This window comes from Acidocella sp. C78 (assembly GCF_907164655.1).
This window is the reverse complement of record NZ_CAJQZK010000003.1, coordinates 113,681-127,814: the sequence shown is the minus strand read 5'-3', so window position 1 is coordinate 127,814 and position 14,134 is coordinate 113,681. Positions and strand designations below refer to the sequence as shown.

At 70.9% G+C, this 14,134-nt stretch carries 14 protein-coding genes; 8 read left to right on the top strand and 6 right to left on the bottom strand.

The features are described from left to right. Positions 1-87 precede the first annotated feature (87 nt). Positions 88-840, bottom strand: a complete 753-nt coding sequence (locus ACIDOCELLA78_RS000000100355; RefSeq protein ID WP_249675137.1) for an ABC transporter substrate-binding protein — start codon at positions 838-840, stop codon at positions 88-90. Here ACIDOCELLA78_RS000000100355 and ACIDOCELLA78_RS000000100350 point away from each other — a divergent pair. Next, positions 805-993, top strand: a complete 189-nt coding sequence (locus ACIDOCELLA78_RS000000100350; RefSeq protein ID WP_249675142.1) for a hypothetical protein — start codon at positions 805-807, stop codon at positions 991-993. The two genes, ACIDOCELLA78_RS000000100355 and ACIDOCELLA78_RS000000100350, sit on opposite strands and share 36 nt — an antisense overlap. Before the next feature lie 92 nt (positions 994-1,085). On the opposite strand, the gene ACIDOCELLA78_RS000000100345 is transcribed toward ACIDOCELLA78_RS000000100350, so the two are convergent. Further along, entirely contained in the window at positions 1,086-2,459 is a 1,374-nt protein-coding gene (locus ACIDOCELLA78_RS000000100345; protein ID WP_201727897.1) for a tetratricopeptide repeat protein, read from the bottom strand. Continuing rightward, on the bottom strand, positions 2,456-4,330 hold the full coding sequence (locus tag ACIDOCELLA78_RS000000100340) for a sulfotransferase (RefSeq protein ID WP_201727896.1): 1,875 nt from the start codon (positions 4,328-4,330) through the stop codon (positions 2,456-2,458). The genes ACIDOCELLA78_RS000000100345 and ACIDOCELLA78_RS000000100340 overlap by 4 nt, the downstream gene beginning before the upstream one ends. Before the next feature lie 120 nt (positions 4,331-4,450). On the opposite strand from ACIDOCELLA78_RS000000100340, the gene mbfA reads away from it, so the two are divergent. Both mbfA and ACIDOCELLA78_RS000000100330 read left to right on the top strand, forming a co-directional pair. Next, positions 4,451-5,407: an iron exporter MbfA gene (mbfA, locus tag ACIDOCELLA78_RS000000100335; protein ID WP_201727895.1), complete on the top strand. Its 957-nt coding sequence runs from the start codon at positions 4,451-4,453 to the stop codon at positions 5,405-5,407. 31 nt (positions 5,408-5,438) lie between these two features. Next, positions 5,439-6,395 carry a nitronate monooxygenase family protein gene (locus ACIDOCELLA78_RS000000100330; protein WP_201727894.1) on the top strand — a complete coding sequence of 319 codons (957 nt, stop codon included), beginning with the start codon at positions 5,439-5,441 and terminating at the stop codon, positions 6,393-6,395. 7 nt (positions 6,396-6,402) lie between these two features. Here the strand turns inward: ACIDOCELLA78_RS000000100330 and ACIDOCELLA78_RS000000100325 are convergent, their stop codons facing one another. Both ACIDOCELLA78_RS000000100325 and ACIDOCELLA78_RS000000100320 read right to left on the bottom strand, forming a co-directional pair. Continuing rightward, a complete protein-coding gene (locus ACIDOCELLA78_RS000000100325) occupies positions 6,403-7,068 on the bottom strand; it encodes a glutathione S-transferase (RefSeq protein WP_201727893.1) in 666 nt (221 codons plus the stop codon). Then, positions 7,065-7,898 (bottom strand): folate-binding protein YgfZ, encoded by an 834-nt coding sequence (locus tag ACIDOCELLA78_RS000000100320; RefSeq protein WP_201727928.1) that lies wholly within the window; start codon positions 7,896-7,898, stop codon positions 7,065-7,067. The genes ACIDOCELLA78_RS000000100325 and ACIDOCELLA78_RS000000100320 overlap by 4 nt, the downstream gene beginning before the upstream one ends. Positions 7,899-7,946: 48 nt before the next feature. Between ACIDOCELLA78_RS000000100320 and ACIDOCELLA78_RS000000100315 the strand changes: the two genes are divergently transcribed. The 5 genes from ACIDOCELLA78_RS000000100315 to ACIDOCELLA78_RS000000100295 all read left to right on the top strand — a co-directional run bounded on the left by ACIDOCELLA78_RS000000100315 (position 7,947) and on the right by ACIDOCELLA78_RS000000100295 (position 13,391). Next, positions 7,947-8,843: a glycosyltransferase family 9 protein gene (locus ACIDOCELLA78_RS000000100315; RefSeq protein ID WP_201727892.1), complete on the top strand. Its 897-nt coding sequence runs from the start codon at positions 7,947-7,949 to the stop codon at positions 8,841-8,843. Then, positions 8,840-9,865, top strand: a complete 1,026-nt coding sequence (locus tag ACIDOCELLA78_RS000000100310) for a glycosyltransferase (protein ID WP_201727891.1) — start codon at positions 8,840-8,842, stop codon at positions 9,863-9,865. Before ACIDOCELLA78_RS000000100315 ends, ACIDOCELLA78_RS000000100310 begins: the two co-directional genes overlap by 4 nt. After that, complete coding sequence (gene asnB / locus ACIDOCELLA78_RS000000100305; RefSeq protein ID WP_201727890.1) at positions 9,865-11,610, top strand: asparagine synthase (glutamine-hydrolyzing); 1,746 nt, start codon at positions 9,865-9,867, stop codon at positions 11,608-11,610. The genes ACIDOCELLA78_RS000000100310 and asnB overlap by 1 nt, the downstream gene beginning before the upstream one ends. Further along, positions 11,607-12,935, top strand: a complete 1,329-nt coding sequence (locus ACIDOCELLA78_RS000000100300) for a dihydroorotase (RefSeq protein WP_201727889.1) — start codon at positions 11,607-11,609, stop codon at positions 12,933-12,935. The genes asnB and ACIDOCELLA78_RS000000100300 overlap by 4 nt, the downstream gene beginning before the upstream one ends. Before the next feature lie 249 nt (positions 12,936-13,184). Then, positions 13,185-13,391 (top strand): cold-shock protein, encoded by a 207-nt coding sequence (locus tag ACIDOCELLA78_RS000000100295; RefSeq protein ID WP_007422074.1) that lies wholly within the window; start codon positions 13,185-13,187, stop codon positions 13,389-13,391. Between the two features lie 57 nt (positions 13,392-13,448). Here ACIDOCELLA78_RS000000100295 and ACIDOCELLA78_RS000000100290 read toward each other — a convergent pair whose 3' ends face one another. After that, positions 13,449-14,090, bottom strand: coding sequence for a GIN domain-containing protein (locus ACIDOCELLA78_RS000000100290; RefSeq protein WP_201727888.1), 642 nt, complete (start codon positions 14,088-14,090; stop codon positions 13,449-13,451). Positions 14,091-14,134: the final 44 nt, after the last annotated feature.

Below are 14,134 nucleotides of genomic sequence, written 5' to 3'. Positions count from 1 at the left end.
TGTATGGCCGAACCCGGCACCATTGGTTAAGCGTTTATCGCTTGCGGTCGGGACCGATGCAAGACCCCCGGGCGCGGTCGCGCCGGCTCAGAGCCCGGAGCCGACCATCTCGCGCGCGAACCAGGCGATCGCCGGCAGCGGGTTGGCGGCGATGGCGTGCGGATCGCGCGGGGCGAGGCCGGCGAGGTTGGGCAGGCCCGGCGGCGGCGACACCGCCGCGTTCACCGGCCAGAATGACGAGTCCATGTCGTCGGCCGCGAGCGCCGCGCGCTGGCCGGCGGGCGAGCAGGCAAAGGCGATGAACGCCATGGCCGCCTGGCGCAGGGCCTGATCGAGATGCTGCGGCATCGCGATCAGGCTCGGCATCAGCACGGCGGGGGCGGGAATGACGGCGTCGAGCGAGGGATCGACGCGTGAGGCGATGTGAAAGGCGACGGCCGAGCGGACAAGGGCGAGCTGGATGGCGCCGCTGCGCAGGGCCGCGACGGTGTCGGCGGTGGACGCGTAGATATGCAACCCGGCGCCCCGGAGTGCCGTGACGAAGCCGCGCCCCGCCGGCCAGCCCTCGGCGGCGAGCAGGCTGGCGAGGCCGCCCCAGGCGGCATCGTCCATGCCCGGATCGGCCATGCCGGTGAGGCCGCGGCGGGAGGGGGCGAGCAGGCCCCGCCAGTGCGCCGGGGCGGTGAAGGGGGCCGATTTCGGCATCAGCAGCACGCCGCCGAGTTCGAGCCCGGTCGGGATCGCGCTGCCATCCGGCGGGATGAGGGCGGCGGCGCGCGGCGACAGCCCGGCCGGCACGGGCAGATGCCGCGCCAGCAGCCCCCGCGCATCGAGGGCGATGGCGGTCGGCGTGCCGGTGAACCAGGCGAGCGCCCAGCGCGGGCGGGCGCCCTCGCGCGCGATCCGGTCGGCAAGACCCGTGGCGGCGGGCGGCGGATGCGCACGGCGATGCCGGTTTTCGCGGTGAAGGCGCGGGCGACGGCGGGCGCATAATCGAGTCGCGAATACAGGGTGAGGGATCTGGCCCGTGCGGCGAAGGGCACGCCGAGCAGGCAGGCGAGGACAAGCGGAACGAGACGGCGCATCTAGATACTCCCGGCAACCCGCTCGATCACGCCCGACCAGTCGGCCGCGCGTTCCTGGCGGAAAAGGCGCAATGACGGGTACCAAGGTGTGTCCTCGCGGTCCAGCAGCCAGCGCCAGTCGGGCGTGTAGGGCAGGATGACGGAGGTGGCCACGCCGGCCGCGCCCGCCAGATGGGCGACCGAGGTGTCGATCGTCACCAGCCGGTCGAGGCAGTGCAGGATCGCCAGGGTATCGGTGAAATCGAAGATCGACGGGCCGAGATTGACCAGCGGCGCGCGGCCGAAATAGTTGCCGACCTCGTCGATCCGGTCGCCTTTCTGCACGGTGACGATGGCGATGTCGGGCCGGGCGAAGAGCGGCGCGAAGCGCCCGAGCCGCACCGTGCGCTTGTGGTCGTTCAAGTGGGCAGGGCGGCCGGCCCAGACCAGGCCGACGCGCTTCAGCCCCGGCGGCACCAGCGTGGCGAGGCGCCGGCGCCAGGCCTCGACCATGCGCGGGTCGGCCCGCAGATAGGGGATTTGAGCCGGAATCGTCGCGATCGTCGTGCCGGCGAGGCGCGGCAGGCCGGAGAGCGGTATATAGGCGTCGTACTCGCCGGCGGCGGCCCAGCTGTCCGCGAACCGGCCGATCTCGGGGAGTTGCCGCAGCAGCGGCTTCAGGGAGCTTTCGCAGGCGAGGACGGGGTTTGGCGCGCGGGCGGCGGCCCAGGGGATGTAGCGGCCGAACTGGATGCAGTCGCCGAACCCCTGGTCGGCCACCAGCAGCAGCCGCCCCTCGGGCAACGGGCTGCCATCCCATTGCGGCTTGTCGGTTTTCGGCAGCATGCCCTCGGCCTGCTTCAGCTTGAAACGCCACTCGTAGCTCTCCCAGCCTTCCGCCAGCCGCCCGCCGAGCAGCAGCAGCTCGGCGCGGGCGAAATGCGCCTCGGCGAAGTCGGGCGCGAGTGCGATGGCGCGGTCGACGGCTTCGATTCCGGCATCAAGCTCGTGGCGCTCAAGGTGGATGAGCGCGAGGTTATGATGCGCGTCGCGATTGTCCGGCGCCAGGGCGGCGGCGCGCAACGCGGTCGCCAGCGCGTCGTCGAGCCTGCCGGCTCTGCGATAGATGTAGCTGGCGTTGCGCGGATAGAGCGCGACGTCCGGCGCGAGGGCGAGCGAGGCCTCGATCAGTTCGATGGCCCGCGGAATGTCGCCGCGCCGATGCGCCAGCATGCCGGCGAGGTGCAGCATGTGCGGGTGCCGCGGCAAGGCGGCGGCGGCGCGCGCGGCCAGCGCCTCGGCATCGTGAAGCCGTCCCTCGCGCTCGAGCGCGGTGATTTCCGCGATCAACTCGCCGACCGTGGTATTTGTTGTCCGTGGCGTGGCGGCGTTCATGCGGGTCGTGTCTCCGGTGCGGCATAGCCGAGACGTTCGATCCAGGGGGCCAGAACGGGCATCGCCTCGCCGAAGACGTCGCCGAAAAGCCGATGCCGGAACACCGCCCGCCGATGCAGCGGCTCCAGCTCGGCCCGATAGGCGGGAACGCGCGGGACGGCGCGGGGCGGCGCCGCGACCATCGCCGCGGGATCGCCGGCATGGCCGATGAAGGCGAGCACGCGGCCGACCGTCGCTTCCGTGTCGCCGACCAGATCCTCGTAGCGCACGGCGAGGTATCGCATGGTCACTTGCCCGCGGACCTGCGCGATCGCGCTCATCTGCGCATCGTAAAGCCGGGCGAGGCTGGCCAGCGTGACGCCGGCATCGCCTTCGTACAGCCTGTCCTGCGCGAAGCCGGACAGCACGACGTCGAGCGGGTGGCGCAGCACATGGATCACCGGCGCATCGGCGAACACTGTGGTGACAAGGCCGAGCAGCCAGGGCAGGTCGGGGTGGCGGTCGGTGACGAAGCGCGCCTGCGGCCCGGCGATGCCGTTGGCGCGCAGCAGGGACGCGTAGCGCATGGCGAGAACACCGGGAATGTCCCGCGCCTCGCCGGCGGCGATGGCGTGGAGCGCGGCCGGAAAGCTGGCCTCGGGGCCGCCGAAGCTGGCGACCAGCGAGGCCAGCAGGCGGGCGAGGGCGGGCAGCGGCGCGCGGCTGTCGCCGGGATCGATGTCCGGGGCCTGGGCGAGCAGATGTTCGAGCAGCGACGAGCCCGAGCGCGGCGTGCCGAGCAGGAAGACCGGCTTCGGCGTGTTCGCCGGCGTTTCCGCCCGCGGCAGCCCCAACAGCCGGTTGGCCTGGAAGGTGCTCTGGATGGCCGCGAGCCTCGCCTCGATCGGTGCGGGGTCGAAGCGACGCCTGGCATGGTCACGTTGAAAGGCGCGGCCGGCCTGATAGGCGGCCCAGGCGTCTTCGTACCGACCGAGGCGCTCGAGGGCGCGGCCCCGCAGGGCCAGCTCCGTCGTCATCAGGGGCTGTGGCGCGATCCGGGCCTCGGTGGCGGCGATCCGCTCCAGCACCGCCCCGGCCTCGCCCGCGCGCAGCCTGACGAGGTCGAGCAGAACCGCGAGGCTGCGATTGTCGGGGTCGGCCGCCGCGGCCTCGGCGGCCAGCGCCGCGGCGGCATCGTGCCGGCCGCGCCCCGCCTCGACCTGCGCGAGCTCGCCAATGCGGTGCGGCGTGCGGCCGGCGCCTTGCAGGACCCGCGCATAGATCAGCGTCGCCTCGTCCAGCCGCCCCTGCTGGCGCAGGTTCCAGGCGAGATTGCCCAGCAGGACCGGGTCCGTGGTTTCCGACAACGCCTCGGCGATACGGTAATGCCGTTCGCCATAGGCGGCCCGGCCGGTTGCGGTCTGGATCAGGCCCAGCAGGTGATGCCCGACCGGATCGCGCGGAGCCAGCATGACGGCCCGCCGCGCCGGTGCTTCCGCCTCGGCGTGGCGGCCCGCGTTGACCAGAAGGTGCGCATGTTGGACATGGGCGGCCGGGGTTTCGGGCGGCAGGGCCGCGATCCGGGCGGCCAGCGCGATGGCGGCCGCGATCCGCCCTTCCGCGCGGCGTTTATCGTAAAGCAGCCGCAGCGCTTCGGGATGTAGCGGCGCGAGGTCGAGGATCTGGAGCACGAGCCGCTCCGCCTCGAGATGACGCCCGGCATCCGCGGCGGCGCGGGCCTGTTTCATGTGCGGGGCGATCAGCGCGTGATGCGCGGGATCCGGCGGGCCACCCTCATCGAGGGCGCAGCAGCGCCGTGCCCGCAGGCCAGACCCGCAGTTGCAGGGGGTCGGGTCAGGGCGTGGCACAAGCGGCGACAGGCTGACATTCATGATAACATCATGCAGGCTTTGCCGTGAGGCGCAAGGCTGAAGTGACGCCGCTAATTGCAAATAAATCTCAAATAAAACAAGGTGCTTGACCTCTTGGGACGGTGCGGCCATGTCTTGCGCATGCGCAATTTTTCAGAACTGTCGGACCGCGAAATCCTGGCCCTCGCCATCGGCGCCGAGGAGGAGGACGGCCGGATCTATGCCGACATCGCCGAATCGCTTCATGCCGATTTCCCGGCCTCGGCGAAGGTGTTTTCCGAGATGGCGGCGGAAGAGAGCGATCATCGTCGTGCGCTGATCGATCTCTACCAGCGGAAATTCGGCGACCATATCCCGCTGATCCGCCGGCAGGATGTCCGCGGGTTCCTGGCCCGCAAGCCGGTCTGGCAAGTGCCGAAACCCACGATCAACGATGTCCGCAAGCTGGCCGAGAGCATGGAGGCGGAAACCCAGAATTTCTACCGCCTCGCCGCCAGCCGCACGAGCGACGCGGCGACGCGCAAGCTGCTCGGCGACCTTGCCGAGGCGGAAGCCGGTCATGAGCGCCTTGCCGATCGTCTCGCCCGCGAGAACCTGACCGAGGAAGTGCGCTCCGCCGAGGACGATACCGCCCGCCGCAATTTCGTGCTGCGCTACATCCAGCCCGGTCTCGCCGGGCTGATGGACGGCTCGGTGTCCACCCTGGCGCCGGTCTTCGCCGCCGCCTTCGCCTCCGGCAGCCCGTGGCAGGCCTTCATCGTCGGCATCGCCGCCTCGCTCGGCGCCGGCATTTCCATGGGCTTCGCCGAGGCCCTGTCCGACGATGGCAGCCTGACCGGCCGGGGTTCGCCGCTGATGCGCGGCGCGATCACCGGCGCGATGACGACGCTGGGTGGCCTCGGCCACACGCTGCCCTTCCTCATCCCGAATTTCTGGACCGCGATGGTGCTGGCCTTCGCCGTCGTCGTTGTCGAACTCGGAGCGATTTCCTGGATTCGCACCAAATACATGGACACGCCGCCGTTGCAGGCCGCCCTTCAGGTGGCGCTCGGCGGCGCTATCGTCTTTGCCGTGGGTGTTGCGATCGGCAGTAGTTGACGTTTAGGGGAACCCTCGGCACAGTCGGGGGATGAGCGCCGCACAAGATCTTCGAAACAGGCTGGCGATTCCGGTCATCGGGTCGCCGCTGTTCATCATCTCCAATCCGAAACTGGTCATTGCCCAGTGCATCGCCGGCATTGTCGGTTCGTTTCCGGCGCTGAACGCCCGGCCGGCCGCGCAACTCGACGAGTGGCTGGCAGAAATCACCGAAACGCTGGCGGCCTGGGACCGTGCGCATCCCGACCGCAAGGCGGCGCCCTTCGCGGTCAACCAGATCGTGCACCGCTCCAACGCGCGGCTTGAGCAGGATCTCGAACTCTGCGTGAAATACCGCGCGCCGCTGGTGATCACCTCGCTGGGCGCGCGGCCGGAGGTGAACCAGGCGGTGCATGGCTATGGCGGCATCGTGCTGCACGACATCATCAACAACCGCTTTGCCCGCAAGGCGATCGAGAAGGGGGCGGACGGGCTGATCGCCGTGGCTGCCGGCGCGGGCGGCCATGCCGGCACGCTCTCGCCCTTCGCGCTGGTGCAGGAGATCCGCACCTGGTTCCACGGGCCGCTCGCGCTCTCCGGCGCGATCGCGACCGGCCGTGCCGTGCTCGCCGCCGAGGCGATGGGGGCGGACTTCGCCTATATCGGCTCGGCCTTCATCGCCACCGAGGAGGCCAATGCGGGCGAGGCCTACAAGCAGGCGATCGTCGGCAGCGGCGCTGAAGATATCGTCTACACCAATCTCTTCACCGGGGTGCATGGCAACTATCTGCGCCCGAGCATCGTTGCCGCCGGGCTCGACCCGGACAACCTGCCGCAGAGCGATGCCTCGGCGATGAATTTCCACGAGGGCGCCAAGGCCAAGGCGTGGAAGGACATCTGGGGTTCGGGGCAGGGGATCGGCGCGGTCGATGCGGTGTTGCCGGCGGGCGAGCGGGTCGCGCGGCTGATCGCCGAATACCGCGCGGCGCGCGCCGCCCTGTGCGGCTGAGCGCCGCTCAGGCGAACGGGTAGGGGCCGCCGCGCTCCAGCGCCCGCTGCCATGCCGGCCTTGCGTGGATCGCGGCGAGAAAGGCGTTGAGCCGCGGGTAATTGCCGCGCAGCAGCCCCCTTGTGTTCGCCGCCTCGATCGGGAAGCTCATCATGATGTCGGCGCCGGTCAGCGCATCGCCGGCGAACCAGGCCGAGTTCGCCAGCGCGTCTTCCCAGAACCGGATATTGGCGCCGAGATTGGGGTCGAGAAACGCATCCCCCACCTTGTTGCCGATGGCGCGCATCAGCGGCTTGAGCACGAAGGGCGCCTGTTTCGGCATTTCGTCGAATACCAGCTTCATCACCAGGAACGGCATCGCCGAGCCCTCGGCATGGTGCAGCCAGTAGGTGTAGCGGCGCCGCTCGTCGGTGCCCTCGGGCGGAATCAGCCGCCCCTTGCCGTAGGTGCCGATGAGGTATTCGACGATCGCGCCGGTCTCGGCGACGGTGATGCCGCCATCGGTGATCACGGGTGACTTGCCGAGCGGATGGACCGCGCGGAGGGATGGCGGGGCGAGCTTGGTCTTCCGGTCGCGGTCATAATGCTGCACCTCGTATTCGAGGCCGAGTTCTTCGAGCAGCCAGAGCACGCGCTGCGAGCGCGACGCTTCGAGATGGTGAACGACGATCATGGTGTCGCGGTCTCCGGCAGGGTCATCCAGGATGGAATATCGGGCGTCAGCACGATGCCGTCGAGGCTTAGCGGGGTGCCCAGCGCATCGAGCCGCAGCAGTGCGAGGCCGCGCCGGCCGAGGCTCGTCCGCAGCGTGCCGACCTCGCGGCCGCCGGCGGTGATCGCTCCGGCGGCGGGCAGCTCGGCTTCGGCTTCGACCGGAACAAGCCGGCGCTTGACCAGCCCCCGGTAGCGGGTGCGGGCGGTGAGTTCCTGCCCCATGTAGCAGCCCTTGTCCCAGTCGATCCCGTTCAGCTCGCCGAAGCCGGCTTCCATCAGCAGGGTCTTTTCCGGTTCGAGATCGTCGTGATCCGGCAGGCCGAGCGCCAGCCGGTGGGCGCGATAGGCGGGTTCATCCGCCGCTCCGGCCAGCGGCGCCGGAGCCAGTATCCGGTGGCCGGCTTCGGGCAGGCGCGGATCGGCGGCGGTGATCGCGCCGGGGGGTGTGACAGGGAGCGCGCCGCCCCATGCGGCATGCACGGCGAAGTCGTCCGACCGGTCGCGCAGGGTGACCTGGCTGCGCAGCCGGAAGCGCGAGAGCCGGCGGATCAACTCCGCGACCGCCGCGCGCGGTGACTCCAGCAGGAGCGACTTGCCCGCGGCAAGAATGAAGAATTCGGCCAGATAGCGCCCCTGCGGCGTGAGCAGCGCGGACCAGACGGCCCGGCCCGGTTCCGCCTTCGTCACGTCGTTCGACACGAGGCCCTGGAGAAAGGCGACACGGTCGGGTCCCTCGATCCCGACCACGCCGCGCGCGGGAAGATATGCGATCGTCGTCATGATCGGGATGTGGCCCCTTGGCCGTGCGGCGGCAAGCCGTGCTACAGCCACCGCAGCATGAGAATCCTGTTCATAGCCTCGTCCCGCATCGGCGACGCGGTGATCGCCTCCGGCGCGATGGAACGCATCCGGCGCGATTATCCCGGCGCGCGGCTGACAGTGGCCTGCGGCGCCGCTTCCGCCGGCGTGTTCGCGCGGCTGCCGGGGCTGGAGCGGTTGATCGTTTTCGAGAAGCAGCGGCAGGATCGCCACTGGCTCTCGCTGTGGAGCCGGCTGGTGCGCGATCGCTGGGAGGTGGTGGTGGATTTTCGTGGCTCGGCGCTGGCCTATACGCTGCGCGCCGGGCGGCGGATCGTGGTGCGCGGCGGGCGGCGGCCCGGCCGGCGCTACCGGCAGGTCGGCGCCTCCTGCGGGTTCGAGCCGGCGCCGCTGCCGGTGGTCTGGACTGCGCCGGCGGACCGCGCCATCGCCGCCCGCCTGCTGCCCGAGGGCGCGCCGGTGCTCGGCCTCGGCCCGACCGCGAACTGGGATGGCAAGATCTGGCCGGCCGAGCGCTTCGTCGCCCTGGCTCGCGCGCTGGAGTATCGGCGCGTTGCGGTCTTCGGCGGCCCGGGCAAGGCCGAGGCGGCGCGCGCCGCCCCGGTGCTTGCGGCGCTGCCCGGCGCGATCGACCTGGTCGGCCGCGTATCGGTGGTCGAGGCGGCCGCCTGCCTCGCCCGCTGCGCCCTGTTCGTGGGCAATGATTCCGGGCTCATGCACCTTGCCGCCGCCGCCGGCACGCCGACGCTCGGCCTGTTTGGCCGTTCCCGCGCTTCCGAATACGCGCCCGCCGGCCCCTGTGCCGCCTTCGTCGCGGCGCCCGGCCCCGAGGGCGAGGCGCCGATGCAGGGGTTGGGCGTGGAGCCGGTGATCGCGGCGGCGCGAGACCTCGCGGCGCGGGCGGTGGCGGCATGAGGATCGCGCAACTGATGGCCGGTGCCGCGAATGGCGGCGCCGAGCTGTTCTTCGAGCGGATGACGCTGGCGCTGCACGAGGCCGGCGAGACGGTGCTGCCGGTGATCCGCCCCGATCCGGCGCGGATGAGCCTGCTGCGCGGCGCGGGGCTCGATCCGGTCGGGCTGCGCTATGGCGGCCCGCTCGATCTCCTCACCCGCCCGCGCGCGGGGGCGGCGCTGCGCGGCTTCGGCGCCGAGTTGGCGATGGCGTGGATGAGCCGCGCCGCCTTTCACGCGCCGCGCGGCGACTGGGCGCTCATCGGCCGGCTCGGCGGCTACTACCCGCTGAAATATTTCCGCCGCTGCGATCATCTGGTCGGCAACACCCGCGACATCGTGCGCTGGATCGGCGCGCAGGGCTGGCCGCGCGAGCGCATCGCCTACCTGCCCAATTTCGTCGCCGATTTCGCCGCCGAGCCGCCCGCCGCGCGCGAGGCGCTCGGCGTGCCGGCATCGGCACCGCTGGTGCTCGCCCTCGGGCGGCTGCACGAGGTCAAGGGGTTCGACGATCTGATCCGCGCGATCGAGCCGGTCTCCGGCGCGCATCTGGTGATCGCCGGCGAGGGGCCGGAACGCGCTGGTCTGGAGGCGCTGGTCGCCGCGCGCGGGCTTGGCGGGCGGGTCCATCTCGCCGGCTGGCGGCGCGATGTCGGCGCGCTGCTGCGGATGGCCGACCTGTTCGTCTCGTCCTCGCGCCATGAACCGCTCGGCAACATGGTGCTGGAGGCGTTCTCCGCCGCGACCCCGGTGGTGGCGGTTGCCGCCGAGGGGCCGCGCGAGGTGATCCGCGACGGGGTGGATGGCGTGCTGGTGCCGCTCGGCGACACGCAGTCCCTCTCCGCCGCGATCGCGGCCCTGCTCGCCGATCCCGCCCGCCGCGCCGATTTCGCCGCCGCCGGCCGGGCGCGGTTCGAGGCGGAGTTCGCCGCCCCGGTCGTGATGGCGACCTGGCGCGATTACCTTTCCGGGGTGCGGCGCTGATGTGCGGCATCGCGGGTCTCGCGCTGAAGCCGGGGGCGCGGATCGCGCCGGAAACCCTCGCAGCGCTCGCCCGGGCGCTGGCGCATCGCGGGCCGGATGGCGCGGGCACCCATGTCAGCGAGCGCGCGGCGCTGGTGCATACAAGGCTCGCCATCGTCGATCTCGCGACCGGCGACCAGCCGCTGTTCGGCGCCGGCGCCGCGCTGATCGGCAATGGCGAAATCTACAACAACCGCGAGCTGCGCGCTTCCCTGCCGCAGGTTCCTTTCCGCACCGGCAGCGATTGCGAGCCGCCGCTCCACCTCGCCCGCGTCGAGGCGGACATCGTGCCGTCGCTGCGCGGGATGTATGCGCTGGCGATCGACGATTCCGAGCGCGGCGTGGTGACGCTGGTGCGCGATCCGTTCGGCATCAAGCCGCTCTACCGCTGCGCCGCCGATCAGGGCACCGCGTTCGCCTCCGAGCCGCAGGCGCTGCTCGCCGCCGGGCTCGCGAAACGGCGGATTGACACCGCGCGCCTCGTCGAGCTGCTGCAACTGCAATTCACCACCGGCACCGCGACGGTCTTCGCCGGGATCGAACGGGTGCCGCCGGGCGCGCTGCTCACCTTGCGCGATGGCGCCGAGGCGGCACTGCTCGGCCATCCGCCGATCGAGCCGGGCGAGGCGCCGCGCGACGAGGATGCGGCCCTCGTCGCGCTCGATGCGGTGCTGGCGCAATCGGTCGAGCTGCACCAGCGCAGCGACGTGCCCTATGGCGTGTTTCTCTCCGGCGGGATCGACAGCGCCGCGATTCTCGCCCTGATGGCGCGGCTGAACGAGACGCCGGTGCTCGCCTTCACCGCCGGATTCGACCGCGACACGGTGGCCGACGAGCGCGACGATGCCGCGGCGACCGCCCGCGCCGTGGGCGCGCGGCACGAGCGGATCGAGATCACCGAGGCGATGACCTGGCGGCACCTGCCCGCCATCGTCGCCGCGATGGACGATCCGGCCGCCGATTACGCCATCATCCCCACCTGGTTCCTCGCCCGCCATGCGCGCCAGAGCGTGAAGGTCGTTCTCTCGGGCGAGGGCGGGGACGAGATGTTCGCCGGCTACGGACGTTACCGCGCGGCGGCGCGGCCCTGGCCCTTCGCCCGGCCGATGCGCGCCCGCGGCGCGTTCGACGGGCTCGGCCTGCTGCGCGATGACGGCGATGCCTGGCGCGCCGGCCTGCTGCGCGCGCGGCAGGCGGCGGGCGGCGGCGGCCTCGGTCGCGCGCAGCGCGAGGATGTCGCGACCTGGCTGCCCGACGACCTGCTGCTCAAGCTCGATCGCTGCCTGATGGCGCATGGCGTCGAGGGGCGCACGCCGTTCCTCGACCGCGAGGTGGCGCGCTTCGCCTTCGCCCTGCCGGATAGGCTGCGGGCGCGCCGGGGGCTCGGCAAATATCTGCTGCGCAAATGGCTGGAGGCGAATCTGCCGGCGGCGCGCCCCTTCGCCCGCAAGCAGGGGTTCGATGTGCCGGTCGCCGCCTGGATCGCCGGGCAGGGCCAGCGCCTTGGCGAGCTGGTGTCGCGCGCGCCGGTCATCGCCGAGGTCGCGGCGCCGGCGCGCGTGCGCGACCTGTTCGACCGCGCGGCCGACCGCCGGGCCGGCGTGGCATGCTGGCGGTTGCTGTTCCTTGCCCTGTGGCATCACCGCCACGGGCTCGGCGGCGCCGCCGATGGCGATGTGTTCGAAACACTGGGAGAACGGGCATGACCGAGCGCTATGATCTGATCATCGAGAACGGCACCCTGATCCTGCCCTGGGGCGAGGCAACCGGGCGGATCGGCGTGCGGGACGGGCGGATTGCCACCCTCGCCGCCGCGGGCGAGGCGGCCGAGACGATCGACGCGCGCGGCCTGCACGTGCTGCCGGGGCTGATCGACCCGCATGTGCATTTCCGCGACTCCGGCAGCGGCGAGCTGCCGGCGGTCGAGACGATGGAAACCGGCACGCGCGGTGCGGTGCTCGGCGGCATCACCGCGATCTTCGACATGCCGAACACCGGCACGCCGGCTACCGGACAGGCGGCGCTGGCGGCGAAGCGGGACTCGCTCGCCGGCCGGGCGTGGTGCGATGTCGGCCTCTATGTCGGCGCGACGAAGGACAATATCGCCGAACTCGCCACCCTCGAGGCCGAGCCCGGGATCTGCGCGATCAAGGTTTTCGCCGGCTCCTCAACTGGTAACCTGCTGGTCGAGGATGACGCCTCGATCGAACGTGTGATGCGCGCCGGACGGCGGCGGATCGCCTTCCATTCCGAGGATGAATACCGCCTGCAGGCGCGGCGCGGCGAATTCTCCACCGGCATGGCCTACGCCAACCACGCGGTCTGGCGCGACCCGGAATGCGCGGCGCTCGGCACAAGGCGGATCATGGCGCTAGCCCGCCGCACCGGCCGCCCGGCGCATATCCTGCATGTCTCGACCGAGGAAGAATTCGCCTATCTGCGCGATTTTCGCGATGTCGCCAGCGTCGAGGTGCTGGTCAATCACCTGACCCAGATGGCGCCCGACGCCTATGACCGGCTTGGCGCCTATGCGGTGATGAATCCGCCGATCCGCGATCGGCGCCATGTCGAGGCGGCGTGGCGCGCGGTGGCGGATGGGCTGGTGGACACGATCGGCTCAGACCACGCGCCGCATCCCCGGGAAGCGAAGGAACGCCCCTGGCCGGAAACCGCGGCCGGGCTGACCGGCGTGCAGACCCTGGTGCCGGTGATGCTCGACCAGGTGGCGAAGGGGCGGCTGCCGCTCACCCGGCTGGTCGATCTCATGGCGGCGGGGCCGGCGCGGATTTACGGCGCGGTCGGCAAGGGGCGGATCGCCGCCGGCTATGACGCCGATTTCACCCTGGTTGACCTGCGGCGCCAGCAGCGCATCGAGGCGGGTTGGCTCGCCAGCCCCTGCGGCTGGTCGCCGTTCGAGGGCGAGCGCGTCACCGGCTGGCCGGTGATGACGATCATCCGCGGCCGGGTGGCGATGCGCGATGGCGCCGTGACGGGAACGCCCGCGGGGCGGAGCGTTGTCTTCCGCTCCTGACCCGCACGGCCCGTCCGGGAGGGGGCGATCATCGCGATATCAAGGGTATAGGTTGCCGGCAGCGGGCTCGGCGGGCGCGTGTCCAATTCCATGCTGGCCCTCGGGTCGAAAAACCTGTATAAGGACCGCACGGCGCTTTTCGGTTCTGGTTGCTGCGTGCGTTACGGCGTTACCGCCTTCGACACCTCCCCAAGTTGAAGAGTTAGCTGGCCCGCATATCGCGGGCTGCCGTTTGTTTGGAGAGTCGCGATGTCGACAGGTACTGTTAAGTGGTTCAACGCAACCAAGGGCTATGGCTTCATCCAGCCGGATGACGGGTCGAAGGACGTGTTCGTGCACATTTCCGCCGTCGAGCGCGCCGGCCTCGGCCGGATCGACGAGGGTCAGCGCCTTGAATTCGAGGTCCGCAAGGGCCGCGAAGGCAAGATGTCTGCCGAGAACCTGAAGGCGGCCTGAACCCGCCTGTCTCGGAAAAGGCGCCGTGCGAACGGCGCCTTTTTTGTTGCCCGCACGTCAGCGCTGGGTGATGACCCCATAGGCGAGCGACTTGAAGGTATGCGCCTTCGGATGGCCGAGTACCACGACCCGGCCTTCGCCATACATCGTCACATTGGCGTCCTTGCTGGCGAAGACGATCAGGTTCGCCTGGCCCCGCGCCGCGATGCGCGCGCCGGCGGCGTGCAGCCCGCTCGCATCGATCGAGGCAACGCCGCGCGAGACCATGCTGAACCGCCCGACCTGCCCCGACAGCGTGGCGGCCGCCGCGCCGTCATTGGTGAAGTCGAAGCGTGGTCCTGAAAGCCCCCGCAATTCCGCGCGGACGAACCCCCTCGTCGTCAGTTCTGCAAGCGCTGGCGCGGTGATCGTCACCTCCACGGTCTCGCGCTTCGGCAGGTCGAGCGGGGCGGGGCGGTCGATCAACAGTACGCCGCGCTTCACGCTCACGGCGAGGTTTTCCACCAGATAGGGATCGCCGGCGAGCCGCACCGACCGCGCAGCACCGGAGGTGAAATCGAGCCGGAACCGGCCATGCAGGGCGATCGCATCGAATGGCCCGACATGTTCGACGATCACCCGTGGCGCCGCCACGGCGTTTCCGGCGCCCGCCAGAAACAGCGCCGCGACGAAGATGGCGGGGTTTCCGCGTAATTTCATCGACGATCCTCCTGTGGCGAGCCTATCGGTTTTGCACAGTCCCG

What these genes read in the sequence shown, in the direction of transcription:
- ACIDOCELLA78_RS000000100350 (WP_249675142.1), top strand. Translation starts at nt 805, where the DNA reads ATGCCGCGCCAGCAGCCCCCGCGCATCGAGGGCGATGGCGGTCGGCGT.
- ACIDOCELLA78_RS000000100345 (WP_201727897.1), bottom strand. Translation starts at nt 2,459, where the DNA reads ATGAACGCCGCCACGCCACGGACAACAAATACCACGGTCGGCGAGTTG.
- ACIDOCELLA78_RS000000100340 (WP_201727896.1), bottom strand. Translation starts at nt 4,330, where the DNA reads ATGAATGTCAGCCTGTCGCCGCTTGTGCCACGCCCTGACCCGACCCCC.
- mbfA (WP_201727895.1), top strand. Translation starts at nt 4,451, where the DNA reads ATGCGCAATTTTTCAGAACTGTCGGACCGCGAAATCCTGGCCCTCGCC.
- ACIDOCELLA78_RS000000100330 (WP_201727894.1), top strand. Translation starts at nt 5,439, where the DNA reads ATGAGCGCCGCACAAGATCTTCGAAACAGGCTGGCGATTCCGGTCATC.
- ACIDOCELLA78_RS000000100325 (WP_201727893.1), bottom strand. Translation starts at nt 7,068, where the DNA reads ATGATCGTCGTTCACCATCTCGAAGCGTCGCGCTCGCAGCGCGTGCTC.
- ACIDOCELLA78_RS000000100315 (WP_201727892.1), top strand. Translation starts at nt 7,947, where the DNA reads ATGAGAATCCTGTTCATAGCCTCGTCCCGCATCGGCGACGCGGTGATC.
- ACIDOCELLA78_RS000000100310 (WP_201727891.1), top strand. Translation starts at nt 8,840, where the DNA reads ATGAGGATCGCGCAACTGATGGCCGGTGCCGCGAATGGCGGCGCCGAG.
- asnB (WP_201727890.1), top strand. Translation starts at nt 9,865, where the DNA reads ATGTGCGGCATCGCGGGTCTCGCGCTGAAGCCGGGGGCGCGGATCGCG.
- ACIDOCELLA78_RS000000100300 (WP_201727889.1), top strand. Translation starts at nt 11,607, where the DNA reads ATGACCGAGCGCTATGATCTGATCATCGAGAACGGCACCCTGATCCTG.
- ACIDOCELLA78_RS000000100295 (WP_007422074.1), top strand. Translation starts at nt 13,185, where the DNA reads ATGTCGACAGGTACTGTTAAGTGGTTCAACGCAACCAAGGGCTATGGC.
- ACIDOCELLA78_RS000000100290 (WP_201727888.1), bottom strand. Translation starts at nt 14,090, where the DNA reads ATGAAATTACGCGGAAACCCCGCCATCTTCGTCGCGGCGCTGTTTCTG.